This is a genomic window from Candidatus Nitrotoga fabula (assembly GCF_905221025.1).
GTDB lineage: Bacteria > Pseudomonadota > Gammaproteobacteria > Burkholderiales > Gallionellaceae > Nitrotoga > Nitrotoga fabula.
In genome coordinates this window covers 14,643-39,954 of the sequence record NZ_CAJNBL010000007.1, presented here as the reverse complement: position 1 = coordinate 39,954, position 25,312 = coordinate 14,643, and the positions used below count along the sequence as shown (strand labels likewise).

Below are 25,312 nucleotides of genomic sequence, written 5' to 3'. Positions count from 1 at the left end.
ATGTATTCCCTGATCAGACCGCTGCTTTTTTCGCTTGACCCAGAAACTGCCCATCATATTACGCTTCAAACACTACAGTTGACCTACCGGCTTGGTTTTTTGCCATTGTTGGCTACCCATTCCCCGGATAATCCTCATCAATTGATGGGGCTGACTTTCCCCAACCAGGTTGGACTGGCTGCCGGACTGGACAAGAACGGTGAATATATTGATGCACTGGCTGCATTGGGTTTTGGTTTCATTGAAATCGGAACCATTACCCCTCGGGCCCAGCAAGGTAATCCCAGGCCGCGTTTGTTCCGATTGCGAGAGGCAGAGGGTATTATTAATCGTATGGGGTTTAACAATCACGGTGTGGATGCTCTGGTTGAAAACGTCAAGCATGCGAAATATCGGGGCATACTCGGAATTAACATAGGTAAAAATTTTGATACTCCGATTGAACATGCCGTTACTGATTATCTGATCGGGTTACGCCGCGTTTATCAACACGCAAGTTATGTCGCCATAAATATTTCTTCGCCCAATACCAGAAATCTGCGTCAATTGCAGGAAGGTAATGAGTTGGATGTTCTGCTCCGGCAGTTGAAGGCAGAGCAAGAAAAACTGGCTGACACACATGGAAAATATGTTCCGCTGGTGCTGAAAATTGCCCCTGATCTCAATAGCGAACAAATTTGTCAGATTGCGCTACTTTTGCAACGTTATCGCATCGATGGTGTCATAGCTACCAATACAACTCTGGCACGTACTGGGGTTGAGCAATTTTCACAACACACTGAGCAAGGCGGGTTAAGTGGAGCACCGCTTCGTGATCGGTCTACCGCAGTAATCCGTGAACTTGCTGCTGCGCTGCAAGGAACGCTGCCCATTATCGGCGTGGGGGGGATTCTTACAGGAGAAGATGCAGTGGAAAAAATTCAAGCGGGTGCAAGGTTGGTGCAGATTTATAGTGGTCTGGTTTATCGTGGCCCCGGGTTGATTAGTGAATGTGTCAAGGCGATTGAGCGCTTCTAAATAGTAGCGCCGTATACGCATGCTCGTGGAATCTTTGCATTCATATCGATCGTTGTCTGTTTGCAGTTTGTTACGACTGATGACTGATTTGGATGGTGCATGCTGTTTTTCGTGGCTTTGTCCTCTCGGGTTGTAATGCCCGGATCGTATGAATTGAGGCGGGGGAGTTTATGTGGTTTGTGTTTGCAGTTTTTGCGCACTAAGATTTTTATATCTTCTAAAATCGTTGAAGCTAAGAATCTGAATCGCTATATCATGATGGCTTGTTTGTCAAGTGGGTTGGGCCGATGCTTGATTCATCTGCAAAGATAGGGAGTGGTCATTATCAGATTTATGATATTTTCGTGTTCCATGAATATTGCTGGGGGGAGGGTCCCTTGCCAGCCTCCAATATTATTATGTCCATAATGGATTCTCATACCCAATGACTTCGCGCTGGTGGTTTTATTCTGCTATAACTGGCATTGCTCTCATTGTTACGCCATTGCTGCTACTGGTGTTTGCGGCAATGGTAATGTACCCAAAATTGCCTTCGCTTGAAGCCTTGACAGATTACCGGCCTAAAATTCCATTACGTGTTTATAGTGCGGAGGGTGTTCTGATTGGGGAGTTTGGTGAGGAGCGTCGTGCGCTCGTGAAGATTGATGCTGTTCCTGATCTGATGAAAAAAGCCGTACTTGCAGCGGAAGATGACCGATTTTATGAACATGGAGGTGTAGATTACATAGGGGTGTTGCGTGCTACTTTGTACAATTTTACTTCCGGGGGCGCCAAGCAGGGTGCCAGCACAATTACCATGCAGGTAGCCCGCAATTTTTTTCTGACAAGAGAGAAAAAATTATCACGTAAATTTAATGAGGTATTGCTTGCCATCAAGATAGAGCACAATTTAAGCAAGGATGAAATCCTTCAGCTTTATATCAATCATATTTATCTTGGGCAGCGTGCCTACGGTTTTGCAGCGGCTGCGCAGGGTTATTTCGGTAAAAGGCTGGATCAGCTAAATCTGCCGGAGATTGCAATGCTGGCGGGGCTTCCGAAGGCCCCGTCCGTTTACAATCCGGTGGTCAACTTTAAGCGCGCCAAACTTCGTCAGGCATATGTTTTGCGTCGAATGAATGAATTGGGTTTCATTACCGCCGAGCAGCATGAAGCAGCACTGCATCAACCGGTTGCAGTTAAGCGTAGTTATCAGGAGTTTTCAGGCAAAGCAGATTATCTGGCAGAAATGGTTCGGCAAGAAGTATTCAAGCGCTATCAGGATGCCATTTATACCCAAGGGATTAAGGTTTATACAACGATTCGACAGAAAGACCAAACAGCAGCCTATGAGGCGCTTCGCAAGGGTGTGATGGAGTATGACCGGCGGCATGGTTATCGTGGGCCGGAGGGTTACATCAATTTAAACAAGGATCAAGTGGAAGAAGAGCTGGAAGAAGCTCTGCAGGATGTCGCAGATAGTGATGATATGATTCCCGCGGTTGCGCTCGAGGTAAGTTCGAAAAATATCCGTGCTTATAGCAAAGGGGGGCAGGTTGTTCATATCAGTGGTGAAGGAATGAATTTTGTCCGCTCCTTCTTGAGCGGACGGGTTGCACTGAACCGGCGCTTACGTCCCGGCTCAATTATTTATGTACAGAAGAATGAGAAAAACATCTGGAAGATTGTTCAGAGGCCGCTGGTTGAAGCTGCTTTCGTTTCCGGGAGCCCGCGTGATGGGGCAATATATGCACTGGTAGGTGGCTTTGATTTTAGTCGTAACCAATTCAATCATGTTACCCAGGCCTGGAGGCAACCCGGTTCAAGTTTTAAGCCCTTCATTTATTCCGCTGCGCTGGAAAAGGGGCTGACTCCTGCTACGGTTATTGAGGATACTCCTTTGGTAATTGATGCAGCAGAAACTGGTAGCGAAATATGGGAGCCAAAGAATTATGATGGAGAGTATGAAGGCCCTATGCGTATGAGGCAAGCCTTGGTCAAATCCAAGAATATGGTTTCGATTCGAATTCTGCAAAAGATTACGCCGCAATATGCACAGGAGTTCATTACCAAATTTGGGTTTGATGCGGCCAGGCACCCTGCATATCTGACCATGGCACTAGGCGCAGGTTCGGTTACCCCGATGCAAATGCTGACGGGGTATTCCGTTTTTGCCAACGGAGGATACCGCATTCCACCTTACTTTATTCAGCGTATTGAAGATGGCAGTGGTAATGTGCTGTATCAGGCTGCACCAGTTCCAGCCGGAGACACTGCCCAGCAGGTCTTGGATGTACGAAATGCATTTACCATGGTAACCATGATGCAGGATGTGGTACGGCACGGAACGGGTTTTCCTGCCATGAAACTGGGACGTAACGATTTAGCGGGTAAGACCGGAACGACAAATGATTCGATGGATGCCTGGTTTTGTGGTTTTCATCCGACAGTAGTTGGGATTGCCTGGATGGGTTTTGATAATCCGCGCAGTCTGGGCGGCCGGGAAACCGGTGGCGGCGCGGCACTACCCATGTGGATGGATTATATGGGGAAAATTCTTAAAAATTCCCCTGAAATTGCTTACACGATGCCGGAAAATATGGTCGCTGCACGTATCAATAATGATGGTTTCCCGGACGAGAATGGGGAAAAGGTTGAATATTTTTACCAGGAAAATCTGCCGCAGGAACAACCTGCTTTTCCACCGCTGAATTCGCTTATGGAAAACATAATGAATCGCTTATTTTAAATTTACATGAGCAAAGATCATTTACATCGGCGTGACCTGATGCGAGAGCAGCTTGCTTATGATGCTGCGCGTTTAATGGCTGAAGGAGGCATAACGGATTATGCATTCGCTAAGCGTAAGGCTGCCAAACAGAAAGGAATTGCAGATACACAGCATTTGCCTAGCAATAATGAAATCGAAATGGCCTTGCGCAGCTTCCGTGCATTGTATCAAAGTGAAAGCTATCCGCTTGTCCTGTATCAATTACGCCAGCAGGCATTTGCCACGATGCATTTATTGAAGCAGTTCCATCCTTTTCTTACCGGTTCCGTGTTGGATGGTACGGCAGGAGAGCAATCCGATATTAATCTTTTAATTTTTTCCGATGACGAAAAAGCTTTGATGATGTTTTTGCTCAACCATAATCTGTCTTTCGAAGGGGGAGTATGGGATGCGCATTTGACGGGCAAACAGAAAGATGTACCCAGTTTTATGATAAGGACTGAAACCGGTGTGCCGGTGCATATTGCGGTTCTGCCTGAGAGCGCAAGGCATAGTGGTAGCTACAGGACGGGGAAATATGCTGATATGGGGGCGGTGAAGCAGTTATTGGAAGCGCATTTGGAAGGCGGGTAGTTGTTTTGCAGAGTTGCCGACCGCTAATGATCCGGATCGATTTTGAAATTGCAGGTTATGATTATCCAGCAGGCATTTTCTCAAAGATGCCTGCTGGATAATACTTTTGATTTTTGAGTCAGAATGAATTCTTAATTCAATATCGGCTCCCCTCCTCTGGGGAACAGAACCCATAACCGACCCTGTTGTTTCATTTTTCCTGCTTGGATGGCAGCAGATTCTCCGAAACCCCAGAAAAAATCTGCACGTACCGCACCCTTAATGGCGCCTCCAGTGTCCTGGGCTAAAACCAGGCGATTCAGCGGTGCGCTATCGTTCGGATAGGTGGTAGAGAGGAAGACAGGCGTTCCCAGTGGAATGGTGCGCGGGTCGATGGCAATGCTGTATTCACTGGTGAGCGGTACGCCCAGTGCACCCAGTGGCGCCGGGGTATTGTCCGGTAATTCCCTCAGAAAGACGTAACTTGGATTCTGTTTAAGCAGTGAATCTATTTGATCCGGATGTTTTTCAGCCCATGACTTAATACCTTGCATGGAAGCTTCTTCTAGTTTTAGTGCGCCTGAATCAACCAGTTTTTTGCCGATAGATACATAGGGATGACCGTTCTGATCCGCATACCCGACTTTCATTTGTCTGCCGTCCGGTAGTTCAACGCGCCCAGAACCCTGGATCTGCAGGAAGAAAAGATCAACTGCATTATCCGCCCAGAACAATTCCTGTCCTGTAAGCGGACTGGTTTCATGATTAATTTCTGCACGGCTGTAGTAAGGTACGATGCGTTTATCCTGTAAGCGTCCGCGCAATCGCAGACCTTTGAGTTGCGGATATGCATTAGCCAGGTCAATCGCAAGCAGGTCAATTGGCGCGGCATATAAAGGAAACTTGAACTGCGGTGTTTTGGTGCGGCTTCCCTTGAGTAAAGGCTCATAATATCCGGTGATGACTCCAAGTTCGCTGCCATCAGGATTACGTACTTGATAAGGAGTAAACCATTCTTCATAAAATGCATGCAGGGTAGCATTATCATTTTTTTCCAGCTTTTCGGCTCGAGCGCACACTTCTTTCCAGTGAGGTTTATTTTTCAGTACACGACAGCTTTGCATAAAGGCTGGCTTGGTCGGGGTCAGGTCTGTCGTTCCCCAGTCTGGCAACATTTCCCATTTGCTGACTGTAAATAATGGGGCAGGGGATTCTTGAAATAATGGAGCAGGTGGTTCCTGGATGGGAACTTGGGTCACTTTGGGAGGTGGTTCAGCCGGTTGAGGTGCGGGTACCTTTGGGGGGGGAGTGGAACAGGCAGAGAGGAATAATGTCAGTATCAGGGCCAGTCTGTTTCTGTTTTCTATGATCTCAAGAGGGTTCATGGTTCGGTGTTAAAGATTTTTTGTATTGGATTATGTTTATGCGAATGCTTTTGAGAAAGCATTCAAGGTGGTCCATGCCTGGCAAGCATAGGGTAGGTTGCCTCCATATTATGGTGCTTGTTTCGTATCCTTTTTGATGATTTGGAACGTAGCCTGAATGACCGGATAAAGAAACTTGGGGTGGAATCTCTTAAACATTCTCGAAATCATATTTCGCAAAGGGCCCATTGAATATGGTTGGCATAAATTCATGGACTGCATGATTGATTGGCAATCCCCCACGCGATTTAGAATAGTCAATGGTGTATTTCATGTGCCCTGAATTTTACCCGTTTCTTGCAAACTTGGCCTGTGGATTGGATGGTCTTACAGTCTATTTTCTTAATGTCTATGCGGTATCGTTGAATCGTCTGATTTGAGGCAGCCAGCTTTTCAATGGTGTCATGAATTGGGACGGGGATAGAAAAGAATTATGGGGAGTTGCCAGATTTGAGTAGATCGGGCAGCAGGTTCATGGGGGTGATGCCCCTGGCCGGAGAAAGATACATAATTAAAAAATAGATAATTGTTCCAGATGTTCTGGTGTGCGTACAGTTTGCTTGGGGTCGCAGCCGGGAAAGTGGATTGTTGCATTGAAAGGATTGTGGATGAAGCGGCTGTTCTGGGATTTGCCGGCACTCTCTTTGGGAAGCCGGTCAGCCATGAAGTGTGAGGTTCATGGTTCTGTAGCAATCTGACATTTTTTCAGATAGGGATTTTTCGGCGCCAAGTTGTCATAAAATGTGGTCAATTTACAATTGATAATAATGATATTGGGCACGATAAATACCAGAAGAGCGGTGGCCTGCCAAGTTTGTCATGTAGTCAATACAGGGAAAAGATGATGATTCATGCCTATGGACTCAGTAATGGTAGCCTGAATAAAATTTATCTGGATGAAACGATTGGTCGCAATCCTGATTTTCCGGTATGGATTGATATTGTGGCACCTAATGATGAGGAGCGGGAATGGATAAAACGGACCTATAATTTATCTTTGCCTAGACCTGAGCATCTGCGTGATATAGAGGCAAGTGCAAGATTTTACAAGGAGAATGATGAGGTGCATTTGCGCTCGGATTTTCTGCTTGGTAAAGAAAGCCGTTCACGTAGTGTCACTGTGGCTTTTGTGCTGTTTGCCAATATTCTGTTCAGCGTACATGAGGAAGATTTACCCGTGTTTTATCAAATGCGTATGGTCAACCATGGGGTAAGTGATTTAACAGACTGCAAGGATGTACTGATTGATCTGTATTCCATGGATGTCGAGATTTCTGCCGATGCACTGGAAGAGGTGTATGGCGAGCTAGGGGAGGTGAGCAGCAAGGTTCTGAATTCCAGGCTCAGCAATAAACATGCTGCCTCTGTATTAGTCAGCATTGCGCACGCTGAACATCTCAATGGGCGGATTCGCCGTAATTTGATGGATACTCGCCGGGCAATTTCTTTTTTGATGCGCAGTAAATTGTTCACTTTGACGCAGCTTAAAGACGTGCGTCAGATCATTCGGGATATCGATTCTTTGGATGGGCACACCAGCTTTCTGTTTGATAAGATTAACTTTTTGATGGATGCAACTATCAGTTTTATCAATGTAAACCAAAACAAGGTGGTGCGACTGTTTTCAGTGGCATCAGTGGCATTGTTGCCACCCGTGCTTATTGCATCCATCTATGGCATGAACTTCAAGCATGTCCCCGAGTTCAGCTGGGAACTAGGGTACCCTTTTGCATTACTATTGATGTTGCTGTCCTCGGCAGTACCGTTCTGGGTTTTCTATAAAAAGAACTGGTTGAAATAGGGTGTTATAAAATTTGGTTATTCAAGGGGATTCATCCCGTTTATGATTTGAAATAACCTAGAACAATACCGATAAATATTGCAGCCCCAAACCAGTTATTGTGCAAGAACGCTTTGAAGCAAGCTTCGCGGTAGCGATGCCGGATCAGGATGTAGTGATAGATCGCAATGCCTGCAGCGAATAGCAAGCCGCAGTAGTAGAGCATTCCCAGTTTTAGCATGCTGCCTATAACGGTTAGGATAGCTAGTGTGGAACTATAACAGAGCATTATTGCAGTAATATCGTATTTGCCGAAAAAAAGCGCGGAGGAATGGATGCCGATGAGAATGTCGTCGTCTCGGTCTACCATTGCATATTCGGTGTCATAAGCGATCGCCCAAAACATATTGGCGATCATTAACCACCACGCAATATCTGGAATGCTGCCAAGTTGCGCTGCAAAAGCCATCGGGATGCCGAATCCGAAAGCTATGCCAAGGTATGCTTGGGGAATGGCCAAATAACGTTTGGTATAGGGGTAACTGGCAGCAAGAAACAGGGCCGGTATAGACAAGAGTAGTGTGAGTTTATTGAGTGGTAAAATTAATAGAAAGGCAAGAAACGATAATCCAGCCGCGAGCCATAGCGCCTCCTTGGGTGCAAGCTGCCCATTGGTAAGGGGGCGGTCTTTTGTGCGTTCTACATGTTTATCGAAATTCCGGTCTGCATAATCATTGATCACACAGCCAGCTGATCGCATTAAAATAGTTCCGAATACAAAAATGGCGACAATATTCCAGTCCGGTTGACCATTACCCGATATCCATATTCCCCATAGTGTAGGCCATAGCAGCAGCAGAATCCCGATGGGGCGGTTGAGCCTTGTCAGCTGGATATATAAATTGATTCGCCTGGATAAGGTCATTTCTTTAGATTGAGGATGTCTGGTAAAAAAATTTCAGTAACCAATAATGGGGCGCGGTGAAGAATGAATAATGAGCGCCTGGCCCATAGTTTTTGGGGCAGAATATTCAGGGCACTAATGGCTCGTTGATATAGCGGATGGTTGGGTCTGGTTGCGTGAAAATGTAGAGCAGAGCGTTGCACTAATGGGTGTGCAAACAGTAATTCTCCAAGTGGGCGACTGCCCAAGTGCCGCAGCGCATGCCATGGGCCCCGTAGATGTTGCGCCGTAACTACGCTATGCGCATATACGACAGGGAGATCATCCGCATACAGGAAAACCTCACGGGTATATATTTTTTGCCGGGCGGGTAAGCCAAGAAGTATCGCTTCATCGTATGTGGCGGATGCCATGCAATTTTGCACGTTATGTACGGTAAATTTATCGCAACGTTCCTGTATGCGTAAAGTAAGGGATCCTTGTGTGCGCAACCAATGTGCATATGGCCTGTCAATAACCGGTAGAATGGTATGCCAGGTTTCGATGTGGGAAATGGATTTTTCCTTGCGATTGATTTTTGCACGCTTGCGGAAAACGTGGTGTACAGGTTCACTGTTTGTTACATAAATATCAGACATACAGATAATCTTGCTTGTTTGACACCCAGCGTTGTAAGTGGGCACGTGCTTCCTGTTGAAAGTTGCATAGCATTTCGTCAGCAATTGTTCGCGCGCACTGGAGTAAGGCAGTATCTTGCGTGATATCGGCAAAGCGCAGCATGGGAATTCCATGCTGGCGTGCACCCAATAATTCCCCAGGGCCGCGCAAATTTAAATCCTGTCGGGCAATTTCGAAACCATCAGTATTTTCGTATATGATTTTCAGGCGTGCCCGTGCTAATTCAGAAAGCGGCTCCTGAAACAGCAATATGCATAGGCTTTGTGTAGTACCGCGCCCTATGCGTCCACGCAACTGGTGCAGCTGGGCAAGCCCCATTCTTTCAGCATGTTCGATTACCATGATGCTGGCATTGGGTACATCCACTCCTACTTCGATCACAGTGGTTGCAATGAGGAGATGGGTCTCCCCCATTTTGAATGCAGTCATTGAACGGGTTTTATTGGCAGCATCCAGCTTCCCATGAATCAGGTCTACACGCAGATCAGGAAGCGCTTGAACCAGGTGCTGGTGTGTTTCCAGAACGGTCTGCAGTTCCAATGTGTCTGATCCATCAATCAGCGGGCATATCCAATAGGCTTGCTGTCCTGAAAGACAAGCCTGATGAATGCGTTCCAGTACTTCATCGCGCCTGTTGTCATGCACAAGCTTGGTGATGACAGGGGTGCGTCCTGGCGGCAATTCATCTATTACTGAGATGTCGAGATCAGTGTAGTAGCTCATTGCCAAGGTTCGGGGAATAGGCGTTGCGCTCATCATCAACTGGTGGGGTTCTCCTCCCTTGTTACGGAGTGATAATCGTTGCTGCACACCGAATTTATGCTGTTCATCCACGATAATCAAGCCTAAATTGGGGAACAGGACTTGATTTTGGAATAGTGCATGTGTACCGATAGCCAGTTGTGTACCGCCTTGCGCAATTTTATTCAGGGCTTCCTGTTTTTCCTTTTTTCTTAAGCTTCCGGAAAGCCATGCAGGGCTGATGCCAAGGGGAAACAGCCAATTGCACAATTTATGATAGTGCTGTTCGGCAAGGATTTCCGTGGGAGCCATCAATGCCACCTGATAACCGTTTTCTATTGCTTGCAATGCAGCAAGTAGTGCAACGATAGTCTTCCCGCTCCCTACGTCACCTTGAAGCAGGCGTTGCATTGGGTAGGGCTGCTCAAGATCATGGCTGATTTCCAGGTAGGTATTCTGCTGAGCAGTAGTCAGGCTAAAGGGTAAAGCCCGCAGCAGTTGCCGGGTAAGGTGACCGAGTGCCTTCAAACGTGGTGCATTGCGGTTGAGCCGCTGGCGGTAATGCACCCGCATGGAAAGTTGCTGCGCCAGCAATTCATCAAATTTGATTCGTTGCCAGGCGGGATGAATGCGTCCAATCAATGTATCTTTATCTGTATCGGGAGGAGGATTATGCAGTAAGTGTATGCTATCGGCAAAGCCGGACAGTTTCAAGCGGCTGAGCAGATTTTTCGGGAGGGTTTCTGATAGTTCAATATCGTTCAGGGCGGCTTGAATATGCCTGTGCAGGGTTGTTTGTTGCAGGCCAGCGGTCGTGGGATATACAGGTGTAAGGGTTTGTTTTAAGGGTGTGCTGTTGACCACGCTGCGGCATTTTGGATGTACCATTTCCATGCCCCAATATCCGGCCCGTACCTCTCCCAGGGCGCGGATTCTTTGTCCTACCTTGAGCTGTTTTTGCTGGGTTGGATAGAAATTCAGAAACCGGAGGTGCACTATGCCACTGTGGTCCTGCAATTGACATATTAGGCTGAGGCGCGGCCGGAACGTGACCTCGCTGTAGATGATTGTACCTTCAACATGTGCGCTTGTTCCCTGCTTCAGTTCGCTGATTTGCGAAATACGGGTTTCATCCTCGTAGCGTGATGGTAAATGCAATACCAGGTCAAAGCGGTTGTGAATCCCAAGTTTTTTAAACTTGGCCAGCGTGATCGAAGGAGTGCTGCCGGGAAACAGGTTTGAAAGACTGCATTTCATTGGTAGCACAAAGCAGGTAACCTAGCCCTGAATACATAATATGCCATCCATTTCTACTAATGCGTTACGTGGTAATGCCGCTACTCCTACGACTGCTCGCGCTGGATAGGGGTGCTGAAAATATGTTGTCATGATTTCATTCACTTTGACGAAGTTGTCCATGCTGGTTATGTAAACATTAAGTTTTACCATATCGTTCAGGCTGCCACCGGCAGCATCAGCTACTGCGCGGAGATTTTGAAATACCCGATGGATCTGGGCTTCTATGCCTTCTTCCATCTGCATGGACTCGGGATTCAATCCGATCTGGCCAGATAAATAGACCATACCCCCGATGCAAACAGCTTGGGAGTAGATGCCGATTGCGGCTGGTGCGTCAAGGGTTTGGATGATTTTTTTATTTGGATTCATTTGCCTCTCCTGAATATTGCTGGACATGAATTAGTGGGTATCAAATATGATGGGAGCAATAAAATTTGGTTTGATTGTACCCAGATAGCAAGGAATCCATAATATATTCAAACCAAACAATCCTTGCGCCTGAAAGCGGTTTTTTGAGTTTGCACCGGAGCGGCACGAAACCCTTCCTGCAAGTTATCTTTGTTTTAACCATCGTGCTGCATCGAGTGCAAAATACGTCAGAATACCATCTGCGCCAGCCCGCTTGAACGAAAGGAGGGATTCTAGTACGCAAGCCTGTTCGTTCAGCCAGCCATTTTGTGAAGCTGCCTTTAGCATGGCATATTCACCACTTACCTGATAGACGAATGTGGGAGTCTTGAATTCGCTCTTGATGCGATGAACGATGTCCAGATAAGGCATGCCTGGTTTGACCATTACCATGTCCGCTCCTTCCTGTAAATCCAGGCCCACCTCCCATAGCGCTTCATCCGAGTTTGCAGGATCCATCTGGTAAGTATATTTGTTACTTGTGCCCAGATTTGCGCTGGAGCCTACTGCATCTCGAAATGGCCCGTAGAAGCTGGATGCATATTTGGCTGAGTATGCCATGATCCGGGTGTGATTGCAGCCCTTGCGGTCAAGGGCTACCCGTATAGCCGCAATGCGTCCGTCCATCATATCCGAAGGGGCGACCACGTCAGCGCCGGCATGCGCGTGGATTTGTGCCTGCTGAGCCAGCATACTGACAGTTTCGTCGTTCAAAACATAGCCGTGATGATCGATCAGACCGTCTTGTCCGTGACTGGTATACGGGTCAAGGGCAATATCCGTCATCAGGCCCAGTTCAGGAAAATGCCGTTTGAGCGTGGCTACCACACGTGGTACGAGACCATCCGGATTCAGCGCTTCGCGTGCATCCTCTGTTTTTAGAGCCGCGTCTATTACAGGAAATAACGCGAGTACGGGTATGCCCAGCTTGACGCATTCCTCGGCTTGTACCAGTAGTCTGTCTAGGGTTTGGCGCTGAACCCCTGGCATGGATGCCACCGCTTCTTCACGGTTCGCACCGTCCAATACAAATACTGGGTAAATCAGATCTGAAGCAGTCAGCTCATGCTCTCGCATCAGGGCGCGGGAAAATGGGTCACGACGCATGCGTCGCATCCGTTTGTGTGGGAATTGTCCAAGTATATGCATAGATTAAAGTCCAAAATTTTTTATTTGCGTTGGAACTCTTTCATTATTGTTTCATCTTATGTTGCAGATGATGCAATGTCGTCTCCCGCTTTTCCTCCCTGAGCGGGGTGTTTTGACTTAAAAGTCAAGGCATTTACGCCCCTGGTCTTTACTTTATTGACCAGGGGTTTTTTTTGTCTGGAAATCAGCAGAAAACCAACTGGCAATAACTTCTTCCGCTTCATCCATGCCTGTTTTTTTCAGGCTGGAAAATAGCTGAACCGAACAAAATGGAAAAAATTTTGCGAGGTGCAGTCGAACCCGGTCCAAGGTTAGAGAAGCCTGCTGGCGGCTTAGTTTGTCTGATTTGGACAGCAGCACATGTACAGGCTTGCCAGTAGGTTTAAGCCACTCCAGCATTTGTTCATCCAACTGGGTAAGAGGATGCCGTGCATCCATTATGACAACCAGCCCGCATAATGACCTACGCGTCTGGATATATCCGCTCAGCAATGCTTCCCAGTGCGATTTTATTCCTGGAGGTACTTTAGCATAACCATAACCCGGCAAATCCACCAGAAATCGATTCTCGCCCAAATCAAAATAGTTCAGATGCTGCGTACGTCCTGGAGTTTTACTGGTATACGCCAGACGCACCTGATTAGTTAGCGTATTGATGGCACTGGATTTCCCTGCATTTGAGCGCCCGGCGAAGGCCACTTCCTTACCCATGTGAATGGGCAAATCGCGTAATTGATTAACGGTAGTAAAAAATGCTGCGCTTGAAAAAATTCCCATTTTACCAAGTTGAAAAAATATTTTTAGCGGCTGTTATGGTTTGCTCGATATCTGCGTCCGTGTGGGCATAGGAAACGAATCCTGCTTCGAATGCTGATGGCGCCATGTATATACCTTTGTTCAGCATGGCATGGAAGAAGCGATTGAAAGCCTCCTTGCTGGATGACATGACTTCGGTATAAGAGGTCGGTGGGGTGGAAAGGAAATATATACCGAACATACCCCCGATCGACTGCGCAGAAAAAGCGATATTGTGTTCATGGGCTGCCTGCTGCAGGCCAGCTGCCAGGTTGCGTGACAGAGTGTTTAGGCGTTCGTAGAATCCAGGTTGCTGTACCAGTTTAAGGGTAGCAAGACCTGCTGCAATTGCGACCGGGTTCCCGGAAAGAGTGCCGGCCTGGTACACTGGCCCGATGGGCGCCAGATATTGCATTATGTCATGTCGTCCTCCGAGTGCAGCGGCAGGCAGACCCCCACCCATTACCTTGCCCAGTGTGACCAGATCAGGGCGGATACCATAATATCCCGCTGCGCCCTGCAGGCTGACTCGGAATCCAGTCATTACCTCGTCGAGAATAAGCACCGCACCGTGTTTTGTACAGAGCGTACGTAATGCATCCAGAAACTCGCGTTTGGGAAGAATCAGGTTCATGTTGCCTGCGACCGGTTCAACGATTACTGCAGCAATTTCTTTTCCTATTTCGTCAAAAGTCTGTTCCAGGCCAGCCACATCGTTGTAATTAAGTACTGTAGTCAGCGCCGCGATTTCTGCAGGTACCCCCGATGAACTTGGTTGGCCGAAAGTCAGTGCGCCGGAGCCTGCCTTCACCAGAAGGCCATCAGAATGACCGTGGTAGCAACCTTCAAATTTAATAATCCGGCTTCGGCCGGTAAATCCTCGTGCCAAACGGATTGCGGTCATGGTGGCTTCGGTGCCAGAACTGAGCATGCGTACCATATCTATACATGGAACAAGCTTGCATAATAATTCGGCCATTTCCAGTTCGGCTTCAGTGGGCGCCCCAAAACCTAAACCATGAGCGGCAGCATCCTGAACTGCGGCAATAACTGCGGGATGACAGTGTCCAGCAATCATTGGCCCCCATGATCCGACATAATCGATGTAACGCGTGTTGTCGGCATCCCAAACATATGCACCTTGTCCGCGCTTGAAAAACAGAGGGACGCCGCCAACTGATTTGAAAGCGCGTACTGGCGAATTGACTCCGCCGGGGATGAGGTGTTGTGATTGTTCAAACAGATATGCGTTGCGTGAGTCCATGAACGGGGTCCTAAATCCAGTGTTGCATTAAAAACATTTATGAATAATAGCGTTGATTTTATCATGTTGCCGAGATGCACTTTAGCAAGATGAAATTACACCAATAAAATTAGGTTCATTTAATTTTGAAAGGGTCTGATACAAAGTAATGTCGAGAAAATTCAAGCTGAGTGAGGATTGATTACATGCAGCTTTTGCCATGGAAGGTAATGCAAGTCCATGCTGAATATTACGTAGCGCCCTGGGAAATTGCAATCTTCATGGATGTAGAGGTTTGCCCCTTTGTGCTGGAGGAATTATAAAGGGGGATTCGTTTTGGGAGGCTCCGGCATGGAGCAAACCGTGTGGTCACGTCTGATATAATGCGCGCCGCTTTGGGTGCCAGATTGCTAGTATCGTCTGGTTAAACGGGAAACAGGTGAGGGAGTTCGATCTCTTAAAGCCTGTGCTGCCCCCGCAACGGTAAGCAGGTGCGGGCGTGTCAATAATCTGGTAGATCAAAATTTGCGTGAAGATTGCTTTGCGTTCATCAGATAGGTAATTTTATTCTGGCGCAAAGGATTTCGTTGCCAGGAATTAGATTCTGGTAAATGGTAAAAGCGCATGCGGATCCACATTCAGGTTAAGCCACTGTGAGCAATCATGGGAAGGCGATGCGTCTAGTCCTGCAAGCCCGGATACCGGCCTTGAGCACAGGAATCTCAATAGAGGTTCTTTGGGTCGGCAAGTGCTGAGAGTCATAGTGGCTGATGGAAGGTATGCCGCTTCAATCAATTAGCATTTTCCGTGTTTGAACATTCCAACGGGGAGCCTTGGAATCTGCTCAGGATATCATAATGAAATGTCAAAAATTGGTTGCCGCCATTTTGGGTGGGGCTACCACGTTTGCTTATGCAATAACCGAAGACCCTGTCCTTGAAACAATTGTTGTCACGGGGATGCGATTCGAAGAACCGTTCGCAGACCAGCTTTCAGGCATATCCGTTATCACGCGGGATATGATCAACGAAAGCAGTGCGCGCACCATTCCAGAGTTACTTACGCAGCATGCAGGTATTTTAGCGCGGGATTTATTTGGAAACAATGCTTCATCTACCACGGTTGATATGCGTGGATTTGGTGCGGCTGCCGGGCAAAATACCTTAATTCTGCTGGATGGGCGGCGTATTACTGATGTTGATCTTTCTGGGGTTCAGTGGTCGGCTATTCCATTCGCCTCCATCGAACGTATTGAGGTGATGCGTGGTAGTGGCTCGGTTTTGTATGGTGACGGTGCTACAAACGGCGTTATTAATATCATCACAAAGTCGCCTGCACAAGCAGGGAAATCCGGCAAGATCAGTGTAAAAGCTGGTAGCTATGGAATGGCCGAGGTCCAGGCGAATGCGAATTATTTTTCAGGGCAAACAGGTTTTGATATCACAGCCAGTCGATTTAACACTGATGGATATCGGGCGAATAATCAAAATGAACAGACCAATGTCCAGGCAAATACACGATGGAAATTTAGTGCAGGTGAGCTGGCATTGAAATTGGGCATTGACCGGCAGGAAATCCGCCTGCCTGGTGCACGTTTGGTTCAACCGGATGCCGGGATCAATCTGGTGGAAACGGATCCCCGCGGTACGGCCACCCCACTGGATTACGCCAGTCGTGATGGCAATTGGGTTGCTGTTGAATGGAAGCAGCGTTTTTCTGAAGCGGATGTCAATATAGGAGTGGCACGGCGCACCAAGAATCAAAAATCTTTTTTTGATTTTAATGGGTTTCCGAATTACCGGGACGGAGATATGCACATGACTTCGTTTACACCCCGGATCAAGCTACCGCATGCATTAGGAGGGGGGAGTATTTTAGTAGCAGGAATGGATCTGTATCGCTGGAATTATGATTTGCAAACGTCTAACTCTCCCATGAATATCGGACAGCCAATCAATCAGATATTCTCCACCCAGAAAAATAGTGCCTGGTATTTACAAAATACGACTTATATTTCCCAGGCAACATCCCTGTTGGCCGGGATGCGGAATGAACGGGTTTCTATGAATGCTTATGATGTTTACAATGATGCTGCTCCCGGTGGAATTTTTGGTTCTGCTGCTCCACCGGGTTATTTCGCAAGATCGAGAAATGCTTATGAACTAGGCTTGCACCATAAGCTTTCTGATAATTTTTCGTTGAACGGAAAAATTGGGCGGGGTTTCCGATTTGCAAATATCGATGAAATTTATGAATCGTCACCATCGTTTTCCAATCAGTTTCAATTTTTACGCCCACAGTCCTCAGACACCTATGAAATCAGCGCAGAGCATCGCTTGGGTAAAGGAAGATGGAGGATGTCCATTTTCAATATCAAGGTGCGGGACGAAATCCATCTGGATCCATATAGTACAGGTATTGGCAATACCAATCTGCCACCGACCTTGCGCAGGGGGATGGAACTGGATGGAAAGTGGAAGGTATCTCCCTGGTTGGTAGTAAATGCTGCTTATACATATATCAATGCAAAATTTTTAAGTGGAACCTTAGATGGCGGCGTATTTACACAAACCAATGTAAATCTTGCTGACAAGAAAGTACCCCTGGTGCCTGTCAGTAAGCTGAATCTGGGCCTGGCTTGGACTGTTCACGAAAAAACTTTCTTGAATGCATCCATTGTTTATGTTGGTTCTCAATTTATGGATAACGACCAGGCCAATAGTTTTGGCACCAAAATCCCGGCTTATACGATTGCTGATATCAAGCTGATACATACAAAAGGCCCGTGGCAGGTAAGTGCGACCGTGAATAATTTGTTTGACAGAGATTATTATAATTATGCGGTAAGTAGCCAGTTTGTTCCAGGAAGATATAACGCGTACCCATTGCCGGGGCGGATGCTATTCCTGGGGCTGAGTTACCAAGAGTAATGCATATTTTGGTGGGTAACGAAAAAATGTTCCAGCCCACCAGGATGATTACCGTTTCCCAGCGTTTTGCATCCATCTTGCACGCGAAAATTTGTGTCGGCGAGGTTGCCTGATTCCATTTCAGGGGATTTTCAGGGTTGGAATGATAAATGGCTTTTGTCTATAAGCAGATGAACGGATGCTTGTGCCGTAACTGTAGGGCAGGCCTTTGGCCGGATGGGTGTGTGTTGGCAAATACGGGAAATATTAGCTGCGTGTCATTATTCATCATTGACTGTAGAGAATGTCTTGGGCTATCCTGCAAAATGGCCCGGGTTTTATGGATAACCCGGAATATTAATCAGGTCTGGCTGGAGTTTTGCATTGGATTAATTAAGGATAGACCGTGCTACGGTGCCTTTATGGCCCTTTGATTGCGGAAATATCAGTCCCTGCGACTGCATTCATTAAGCCACGGAGATATCATGAGCGATGATCAAAAAACGATTGAAGAGTTGAACCAGCCGATGGGCATAGAGTGCTGGTCGGTCGAGCAAATACAACAAGCACAAAAAGATGCAGCTAGGGCAGCAGGGCTGGAAGATACAGTGTTCCGTGATGGTGAGAATACCCCGGAGATGGTGGTGCTTCCTGCGGGTAGCTACGGTATGGGTGAGTTATTCGACAAGCATGAGGTTGTTTTTGCGCGGCCATTTGCGGTAGGAAGATACCCGGTTACGGTGGAAGAGTGGAAACTTTTTACCGAAAGGCTGCGACCCAAGGCAGAAAAATTACCTGGCATTGGTCCCGGATACCTCGCTGGTACAGGCACCGTACGCGGTTTCCACAAAACTCTGCTTAAGGCTCCAGGGAAGGCAACAGATTTGCATCATGAGGTATTAAGTTATATCAAAGAGACAAACAGCGAGTTACCGGTAACTAATGTTAACTGGTTTGATGCACAGGATTATGTTCGCTGGTTATCAACCCAGACGGGGCATACTTATCGACTTTTATCGGAAGCGGAATGGGAATATGCCTGTCGTGCAGGGACAGTCACAGATTATTTTTGGGGCGATGAGATTGGTCAAAACAATTGTAATTGTGAGGGTAGCGGAAGCGAATGGAGTGCTAAAAGCGCTTCTCCTGTGAATAGCTTTAGGCCCAATGCATTCGGTTTGTATGACATGCTGGGCAATGCATGGGAATGGGTAGAGGATGTATGGCATGATGATTACGATGGTGCTCCGAATGATGGAACCGCATGGAAATATGGCGGAAATCGCCAGTGGCGTGTGATACGTGGAGGTTGTTGGGATAGTGACCCGCGTGATGCGCGCGCACCTCTTCGATTGTGGATTGAGCCTTCAATTCGAAATTATGGCATCGGTTTCCGTGTTGCAAGAGCGCTGTAACAGGCGGATACATAACATAACTTGATGCGGTCAACGGGATATCATTTTCCAATCAGTTGTGATTACGGATTGCGTTACTATATAGAGCGAATATCCAGATTATTTTAAAATAGTTATTTTAGGCGCTAATCAGGTTGCGTGGGTTTTTATTCAGCATATTATTGTCGAAATAATTGGGCATTGTGAACACAACCAAATTTTAAGAAACATGCAAGGAGGAAGATCGGGTGATTGATCAGGAAGGACAAAAATATCAGGAGACCGAACGTATCCAGTTAGCCACTTTGCTACTGGAAGCGGATATTGATTGTTACATTGTTATTGATGGCGAGGATCAAGGTTTGCTGGAAAGGGATTGTCCGCGCACCTTTGATCTGCCACTGGGTTATCCACTAATTCATGCTTCTACGAAAGATGGCTTGGTGGGAATAGAATGGGTGCAGCCGCTTTATCGTGAAGAAACTATCGAGCATAGCATCCGTCTCGCTGAACAGCATGCTTTCGAACGAGCAAAGCTGGAGGAGGAAATGCGCCATCCACTGGGTATTGAATGTCTTTCGGTGGAGCAGATAAAGCAAATGCAAATTGAGGCGGCAAAAAAAGCAGGGGTTGCTCCGGAGTTCAGCGATGGTCCCGGTTTTCCGGAAATGGTGGTAATTCCAGCGGGCAGCTATCGAATGGGCGAGGAATCTGATAAGCATAAAGTAACTATTTCTCGCTCCTTTGCTGTCGGGAAATATCCAGTTACCGTTGAGGAGTGGTATCGATTTGCTGATGCCAAAAGTATAGTCAAACAAGAGCCAATGAGTATCCTGTTTGGCGCAGAAGGTGATGGCAGTGAGGTGAAACCTTACGTTGAGCCAGAATATCCTCCTCATCGCCCATCGGATAATGGGTGGGTGGGCACTACTCTACCAGTAACCAATGTCAGTTGGTTTGATGCCCAAGACTACGTGCGCTGGTTATCTGCCGAGACGGGGCAGACTTATCGTCTGTTGACTGAATCGGAATGGGAATATGTCTGCCGGGCGGGATCAATGACGGAATATTACTGGGGAGACGAACTGGGCGCAAATAATTGTAATTGCCAGGATAGCGGAAGTAAATGGAGCTGCAAGCGTGCTTCAGGAGTGGGTAGTTTCGCCCCGAATGTGTTTGGTGTGCATGACATGCTGGGAAATGTTTGGGAATGGGTACAAGATCACTGGCATAATAATTACGAGGGGGCTCCATCAGATGAAAGCGCATGGACTTATGGGGGTAATCAGCAGAGCCGGGTGGTCCGGGGAGGATCATGGGATTGCGGTCCGCGTCTTGCGCGTTCTGCAAGCCGTGCCAGGGCTGTAACATCCAGTCGATACGATGATTTCGGGTTCCGGGTAGCCAGCATGCTGGATGTGCCGGATGTTGATGCCGATAAAGAAAGCGAATCCAGTTTTTAAAGACATCCTGGTAGTGATGGCTACATAAATAAGTGCTGATCTTTTAATTAGGTTGCGGATTGTTCTGATAGGAAGCGCAAGCGACAAGTTATGTTCCTGTTATGTGTTCTTAGTTGTCAGAAGCCAGTCGGGCAGGAAAAACCGATATGGCATCCGGAATAAAAATGGATGGAGAGCGACAGGGGAGAATCGGGTGACTAACATGGGGAAACAGAAAGTACAGGAATCCGAATGCTGGCAGAAAGCGGTTTTGCTACTTAAAACCGATATGGATTGCCGCCTCATGGTTAATGACGATAATTATGGAGCACTTCAGAAAAATACTCCTTTTGCTATTGAGTTGCCTTTTGGTGCACATGTAATCAATGTCATTACTCAGGATGGGTTGTTGGAAAAAGAGTGGACGCAAAATATTAGCTCGAAAGAACAGGTTGTTCATTTGGTCTGCCTTGCGGATGATTATGACCGGTTACGAGCAGTACGTGAAGCAGAAGTTCGTGAGCCATTGGGTATTGAATGTTGGCCTGAGGGAAGGATTCAGCAAGAACAAATGTTGGCTGCATTGGGAGCAGGGCTCGATCCAGTTTTTCGCGATACTCCGGTTACTCCGGAAATGGTAGTGATACCTGCAGGTAGTTATCGCAGGGGAAATGCAAATAATAAATTTAAGGTTAATATTGTTTGTTCTTTTGCAATAGGCAAATATCCAGTGACGGTGGCAGATTGGAAATATTATGTCGAGAATAGCGGAGTTTCGTATGTTCCATCGGATAATGGCTGGGAAGGAGACACTCTCCCGGTCACCAATGTCAATTGGTATGATGCTCAAAACTATGTCCGCTGGCTGTCAGCCCATACTTGCAAAACTTATCGTTTGTTGTCTGAAGCGGAGTGGGAATATGCAAGTCGTGCCGGGACTGTGACGGAATATTATTGGGGCGATGAAATAGGTCATAATAACTGTAATTGCCAGGATAGCGGGAGTGAATGGAGCCGGAGGTCTGCTTCTCCAGTCGGAAGCTTTAAGCCCAATGCTTTTGGTATATATGATATGCTAGGAAATGTATGGGAGTGGTTGGAAGACATCTGGCATGATAATTACGAAGAATCCCCGACTGACGGTGGAGCATGGGTTGTCGGAGGAAATCCGCTTGGGCGTGTTATGCGGGGAGGTTCTTGGAGCAGTTTCCCGCAATATGCGCGCTGTGCCCACCGCCTTGGGAGTGTCCCCTCTGTAAGAAATTGTAATTTCGGCCTTCGCCTGGCGAGAACCTTGCCGTAAAACGGTAAATAATTGCATGGTGGATCCTGAATATCAGAGCAGATACTGCCCTGGTTTTAAAGTGATGGACGGGGTTTCCTAGAAGATTTTTGTTCAGATTGACTTCAAGTCAATCGTTGGCTTGTCTCCCTGATTTTTCATGTAGGTAACGGTGTTGTGTGTCTGGGCGCGAAGGATGGCCGTGATGGCTACGGATGATATTCGGGCTGATTGTGCCCGAATCTTTTAAAGAAAAGAGCCTGTGGCAAGAAATGAATGACGGTGGGTATATTGCCTGCGTTCCAGAATCTCTACTTTTCAATATCTCAACTTTTTTAACACAGGATGGTTATGAATGAGCAAGGAATTGCATAAAGAGTATTTTCAACAGCAAAATGCTCACAACCTTGATGAAAATCCTTCCAGCAGAAAAGGTTCAGCAAATCAAAACATCTGCCTGTCGCTAGAGAGCGATATGGATTGTCGTCTCATGATCAATGGTCAAGATCAAGGGCAATTGGATAAAAACATATCCAGAATGTTTTTCTTACCTGCTGGAAGTCACCTCATTAATGCTCAAACATGCGATGGCCTAATAGAAGATGAGTGGGTGCAGGCATTGAAGAATGAGGATATCTCCTTTTTCATTAGGATGGCGGAAGAGCATGGACAGGCGCAGTCCGTGTTTTTGGAACAGAGGGATGAATTAAAAGGGCCAATAGGCATAGAGTGCTGGACAATCACGGAAATACAACAAGCCGCAATTGCAGCAGCAAAAGAGGCGGGAACTACCCATATTTTTCGCGATGGACCGGATGCCCCAGAAATGGTAGTGATACCCAGGGGAAGTTTTCGTATGGGCGAAGTATCGAATAAGCATAAAGTCACTATTGCCCATTCTTTTGCTGTGAGCCGATATCCAGTCACGGTAGCCGAATGGAGGCAATTCGTTGCATCTGGCGGATGTTCTTATTCCCCTGCAGATAATGGATGGCCTGGTGACAACCTACCGGTAACCAATGTTAATTTTGTGCATGCACAAGCCTATGTGCGATGGCTATCGACGAAGACGGGCAAAAACTACCGCTTATTGTCAGAAGCAGAATGGGAATATGCGTGTCGTGCTGGGTCGGCGACGGAGTATTACTGGGGAGATGAGCTTGGAAAAAACAATTGCAATTGCCAGGATAGCAAGAGCGAATGGAGTTGTCGGCGTGCCTCGCCGGTGGGCAGTTTTTCACCAAACAAGTTTGGTTTGCATGACATGCTAGGAAATGTGTGGGAATGGGTTGAAGATGCATGGCATGATACCTACAATGGGGCTCCTACGGATGGAAGCGCTTGGTTGTCCGATGGCGCAGTGAGCACACTTGGCAATCAGGAATGGCGGGTTCTGCGCGGAGGATCCTGGATGATTGACCCAAGAGATGCCCGTTGTGCTGTTCGTTTCATGTGTGACCAGTTGAACCGTAATGCTTATACAGGGATTCGTGTTGCTAGAACATTATCATGATGTGGGGTGTATTCCTGGTGATCCGACTGTATTATTCAAACTTCAAAACGGCATGGTTTGTATCTAATTAAGCGGTACGTGGGTAATAACATAATTCAAGTGCTTACGGTTGGAATTACGCCCGCAGTATAAGCTGCATCATTTGCAGTGTATCTCTAATTTAAAAGCTCAGCGTCATCGTGGGGCTGGCCGTACATCATCAGGTGCATTGGGTTCTGCTATGAAATTCTGGTGCAGAAGTTTTCTGTAATTATTAAGGATGCAAATGCAGGGGATGTTTTTTTAGATTGCCCGCTAGAATTCAACCATTTCAAAGTCTTCCTTTCGAGCCCCGCATTCCGGGCATGTCCAGTTCAGAGGGACATCCTCCCATCGCGTACCAGGCGGTATGCCGTCTTCCGGAGAGCCGGATGCCTCATCATACAGCCAGCCACAAATCAGGCACATGTAGGTTTTGTATTCAGCGTTCGGAATCATGACGAGCAATTTCAGTTAAAATTACAATTTTGACATTTTACAATGACCAATACTCCCATGTCCGTTATTCCGCCTGTTGTCCTTGCTTTTGGTGCTACCGATCCCTGCGGAGGGGCAGGCTTGCAGGCTGATATTCTGACTATAGCCAGCATGGGATGTCACCCATTGTCGGTAGTGACGGCAGTCACGGTACAAGATACCGGTGGCGTGGATGATGTTCTGCCAATTGATGCTGAGTGGGTATCCGACCAGGCACGTGCGGTGCTGGAAGATATGCCAGTGGCAGCATTTAAGATCGGCTTGCTGGGAAGTGTGGAGAATATCGCTGCGATCGCAGAGGTGATTTCGGATTATCCGGACATCCCTTTGGTGTTTGATCCAGTTCTTGCGTCTGGCCGTGGTGATGAACTGACCAATGATGATATGCTGGATGCGTTGCGCGAATTGCTATTGCCGCAGACTACCATTCTGACACCTAACAGCATAGAGGCGCGCCGCATTATCCAAGATGAAGAAAATGACGAGGATAACCCCGACCTTGCAGAGTGTGCCAAGCGTATTCTCCAGCTTGGGTGTGAATATGTTCTTGTAACTGGAACGCACGAGCACACGCCACAGGTGATTAACACTTTGTATGGCGAGAATGGAGTTGTGCGAAGTGATAGCTGGATGCGATTATCAGGAATTTACCATGGCTCTGGTTGTACACTGGCTTCGGCTATAGCTTCGCTTTTGGCAAATGGGTTACCAATGAATGAAGCAGTTAAGGAGGCCCAAGAGTTTACTTGGCAGGCATTACAATATGCTTTTCGTCCAGGCATGGGACAGCATATTCCTGACCGTTTATTTTGGGCGCGGGATGACGAAGAGGATGACACTGGCGGCCACCATTAAAGGCGTGTATGCGATTACGCCTGATTGTGTTGATTCTGCGGATTTACTCCATCGGGCGCGCATGGCGCTGGCAGGGGGAGCAAAGATTCTGCAATATCGTAATAAATCTGCAAATTGTGAACAAAGAGTGGAGCAGGCACACGCGCTGCGTATGTTGACTAGAGAGTTCGGTGCGCTATTTATTGTAAATGATGATGCACGTCTTGCGGCTCATGTGGATGCTGATGGGGTGCATGTAGGAGCAACGGATGATGGCGTTGAAGTAGCCCGCACCCTTTTGGGTATGCAGAAGATTATTGGTGTTTCTTGTTATAACCATTTGACCTTGGCGCACGATGCAGTGAATGCAGGTGCGGATTATGTGGCATTTGGAGCATTTTTCCCTTCCGCTGTTAAGCCTGGGGCGGCTGTAGCAACAGTCGGGCTGCTGCAGCAGGCACGCAGGGAGTTGAATATCCCACTGGTGGCAATAGGTGGCATCACGCTGCATAATGCAGGAATGTTGCTGCACGCCGGGGCAAGTGCGCTGGCAATGATTTCAGCTTTATTTCAAACTGAAGATATTACGGATGCTGTAAAAAAAATGTCCAGTCTGTTTGAACTGTACCCGCAGAATGGCATCAGCTGATGAGGATATTTTT

The 25,312-nt window shown here is 47.2% G+C and carries 21 protein-coding genes and 1 riboswitch; of the genes, 11 read left to right on the top strand and 10 right to left on the bottom strand.

What is annotated here, in order from left to right:
• The 3 genes from KJA68_RS02760 to KJA68_RS02750 all read left to right on the top strand — a co-directional run bounded on the left by KJA68_RS02760 (nucleotide 1) and on the right by KJA68_RS02750 (nucleotide 4,360).
• Nucleotides 1-1,017, top strand: a complete 1,017-nt coding sequence (locus KJA68_RS02760) for a quinone-dependent dihydroorotate dehydrogenase (protein ID WP_213035403.1) — start codon at nucleotides 1-3, stop codon at nucleotides 1,015-1,017.
• A 424-nt stretch (nucleotides 1,018-1,441) separates the two neighbouring features.
• Nucleotides 1,442-3,745 carry a penicillin-binding protein 1A gene (locus KJA68_RS02755; RefSeq protein WP_213035402.1) on the top strand — a complete coding sequence of 768 codons (2,304 nt, stop codon included), beginning with the start codon at nucleotides 1,442-1,444 and terminating at the stop codon, nucleotides 3,743-3,745.
• A 6-nt stretch (nucleotides 3,746-3,751) separates the two neighbouring features.
• On the top strand, nucleotides 3,752-4,360 hold the full coding sequence (locus KJA68_RS02750; RefSeq protein ID WP_213035401.1) for a nucleotidyltransferase family protein: 609 nt from the start codon (nucleotides 3,752-3,754) through the stop codon (nucleotides 4,358-4,360).
• Nucleotides 4,361-4,491: 131 nt separating this feature from the next.
• Here the strand turns inward: KJA68_RS02750 and mltA are convergent, their stop codons facing one another.
• Both mltA and KJA68_RS02740 read right to left on the bottom strand, forming a co-directional pair.
• On the bottom strand, nucleotides 4,492-5,514 hold the full coding sequence (mltA, locus tag KJA68_RS02745; protein ID WP_246487039.1) for a murein transglycosylase A: 1,023 nt from the start codon (nucleotides 5,512-5,514) through the stop codon (nucleotides 4,492-4,494).
• A gap of 760 nt (nucleotides 5,515-6,274) precedes the next feature.
• Nucleotides 6,275-6,427, bottom strand: a complete 153-nt coding sequence (locus KJA68_RS02740) for a hypothetical protein (RefSeq protein ID WP_213035399.1) — start codon at nucleotides 6,425-6,427, stop codon at nucleotides 6,275-6,277.
• A 177-nt stretch (nucleotides 6,428-6,604) separates the two neighbouring features.
• On the opposite strand from KJA68_RS02740, the gene KJA68_RS02735 reads away from it, so the two are divergent.
• Nucleotides 6,605-7,564, top strand: coding sequence for a magnesium and cobalt transport protein CorA (locus tag KJA68_RS02735; protein ID WP_246487038.1), 960 nt, complete (start codon nucleotides 6,605-6,607; stop codon nucleotides 7,562-7,564).
• Between the two features lie 40 nt (nucleotides 7,565-7,604).
• Here the strand turns inward: KJA68_RS02735 and ubiA are convergent, their stop codons facing one another.
• From ubiA to hemL, 7 genes are all read right to left on the bottom strand, one after another.
• The gene (gene ubiA, locus KJA68_RS02730) at nucleotides 7,605-8,468 is read right to left on the bottom strand and encodes a 4-hydroxybenzoate octaprenyltransferase (RefSeq protein WP_213035398.1); all 864 of its coding nucleotides are present in this window, start codon (nucleotides 8,466-8,468) and stop codon (nucleotides 7,605-7,607) included.
• Nucleotides 8,465-9,085 carry a chorismate--pyruvate lyase family protein gene (locus KJA68_RS02725; protein ID WP_213035397.1) on the bottom strand — a complete coding sequence of 207 codons (621 nt, stop codon included), beginning with the start codon at nucleotides 9,083-9,085 and terminating at the stop codon, nucleotides 8,465-8,467. Before KJA68_RS02725 ends, ubiA begins: the two co-directional genes overlap by 4 nt.
• Nucleotides 9,078-11,123: an ATP-dependent DNA helicase RecG gene (gene recG, locus KJA68_RS02720; protein WP_213035396.1), complete on the bottom strand. Its 2,046-nt coding sequence runs from the start codon at nucleotides 11,121-11,123 to the stop codon at nucleotides 9,078-9,080. The genes KJA68_RS02725 and recG overlap by 8 nt, the downstream gene beginning before the upstream one ends.
• Before the next feature lie 21 nt (nucleotides 11,124-11,144).
• A complete protein-coding gene (locus KJA68_RS02715; RefSeq protein WP_213035395.1) occupies nucleotides 11,145-11,534 on the bottom strand; it encodes a RidA family protein in 390 nt (129 codons plus the stop codon).
• Nucleotides 11,535-11,717: 183 nt separating this feature from the next.
• Nucleotides 11,718-12,722 (bottom strand): porphobilinogen synthase, encoded by a 1,005-nt coding sequence (hemB, locus tag KJA68_RS02710; protein WP_213035394.1) that lies wholly within the window; start codon nucleotides 12,720-12,722, stop codon nucleotides 11,718-11,720.
• Between the two features lie 153 nt (nucleotides 12,723-12,875).
• Nucleotides 12,876-13,499 (bottom strand): ribosome biogenesis GTP-binding protein YihA/YsxC, encoded by a 624-nt coding sequence (yihA, locus tag KJA68_RS02705; protein ID WP_213035393.1) that lies wholly within the window; start codon nucleotides 13,497-13,499, stop codon nucleotides 12,876-12,878.
• 1 nt (nucleotide 13,500) lies between these two features.
• Nucleotides 13,501-14,781, bottom strand: a complete 1,281-nt coding sequence (gene hemL, locus KJA68_RS02700) for a glutamate-1-semialdehyde 2,1-aminomutase (protein WP_213035392.1) — start codon at nucleotides 14,779-14,781, stop codon at nucleotides 13,501-13,503.
• Nucleotides 14,782-15,140: 359 nt separating this feature from the next.
• A riboswitch (cobalamin riboswitch) is annotated at nucleotides 15,141-15,484 on the top strand.
• 133 nt (nucleotides 15,485-15,617) lie between these two features.
• Between hemL and KJA68_RS02695 the strand changes: the two genes are divergently transcribed.
• The 5 genes from KJA68_RS02695 to KJA68_RS02675 all read left to right on the top strand — a co-directional run bounded on the left by KJA68_RS02695 (nucleotide 15,618) and on the right by KJA68_RS02675 (nucleotide 23,300).
• The gene (locus tag KJA68_RS02695) at nucleotides 15,618-17,690 is read left to right on the top strand and encodes a TonB-dependent receptor (protein WP_213035391.1); all 2,073 of its coding nucleotides are present in this window, start codon (nucleotides 15,618-15,620) and stop codon (nucleotides 17,688-17,690) included.
• Nucleotides 17,691-18,154: 464 nt separating this feature from the next.
• Nucleotides 18,155-19,084 carry a formylglycine-generating enzyme family protein gene (locus tag KJA68_RS02690; RefSeq protein WP_213035390.1) on the top strand — a complete coding sequence of 310 codons (930 nt, stop codon included), beginning with the start codon at nucleotides 18,155-18,157 and terminating at the stop codon, nucleotides 19,082-19,084.
• Nucleotides 19,085-19,311: 227 nt separating this feature from the next.
• Entirely contained in the window at nucleotides 19,312-20,526 is a 1,215-nt protein-coding gene (locus KJA68_RS02685; protein ID WP_213035389.1) for a formylglycine-generating enzyme family protein, read from the top strand.
• Between the two features lie 202 nt (nucleotides 20,527-20,728).
• Complete coding sequence (locus KJA68_RS02680) at nucleotides 20,729-21,808, top strand: formylglycine-generating enzyme family protein (RefSeq protein WP_213035388.1); 1,080 nt, start codon at nucleotides 20,729-20,731, stop codon at nucleotides 21,806-21,808.
• Nucleotides 21,809-22,142: 334 nt separating this feature from the next.
• Nucleotides 22,143-23,300 (top strand): formylglycine-generating enzyme family protein, encoded by a 1,158-nt coding sequence (locus tag KJA68_RS02675; protein ID WP_213035387.1) that lies wholly within the window; start codon nucleotides 22,143-22,145, stop codon nucleotides 23,298-23,300.
• Nucleotides 23,301-23,594: 294 nt separating this feature from the next.
• Here the strand turns inward: KJA68_RS02675 and KJA68_RS02670 are convergent, their stop codons facing one another.
• Nucleotides 23,595-23,777: a rubredoxin gene (locus KJA68_RS02670; protein WP_213035386.1), complete on the bottom strand. Its 183-nt coding sequence runs from the start codon at nucleotides 23,775-23,777 to the stop codon at nucleotides 23,595-23,597.
• 57 nt (nucleotides 23,778-23,834) lie between these two features.
• Here KJA68_RS02670 and thiD point away from each other — a divergent pair, with 57 nt between their 5' ends.
• The gene (thiD, locus tag KJA68_RS02665) at nucleotides 23,835-24,671 is read left to right on the top strand and encodes a bifunctional hydroxymethylpyrimidine kinase/phosphomethylpyrimidine kinase (protein WP_213035385.1); all 837 of its coding nucleotides are present in this window, start codon (nucleotides 23,835-23,837) and stop codon (nucleotides 24,669-24,671) included.
• A complete protein-coding gene (gene thiE, locus KJA68_RS02660; protein ID WP_246487037.1) occupies nucleotides 24,637-25,299 on the top strand; it encodes a thiamine phosphate synthase in 663 nt (220 codons plus the stop codon). The genes thiD and thiE overlap by 35 nt, the downstream gene beginning before the upstream one ends.
• Nucleotides 25,300-25,312 lie beyond the last annotated feature (13 nt).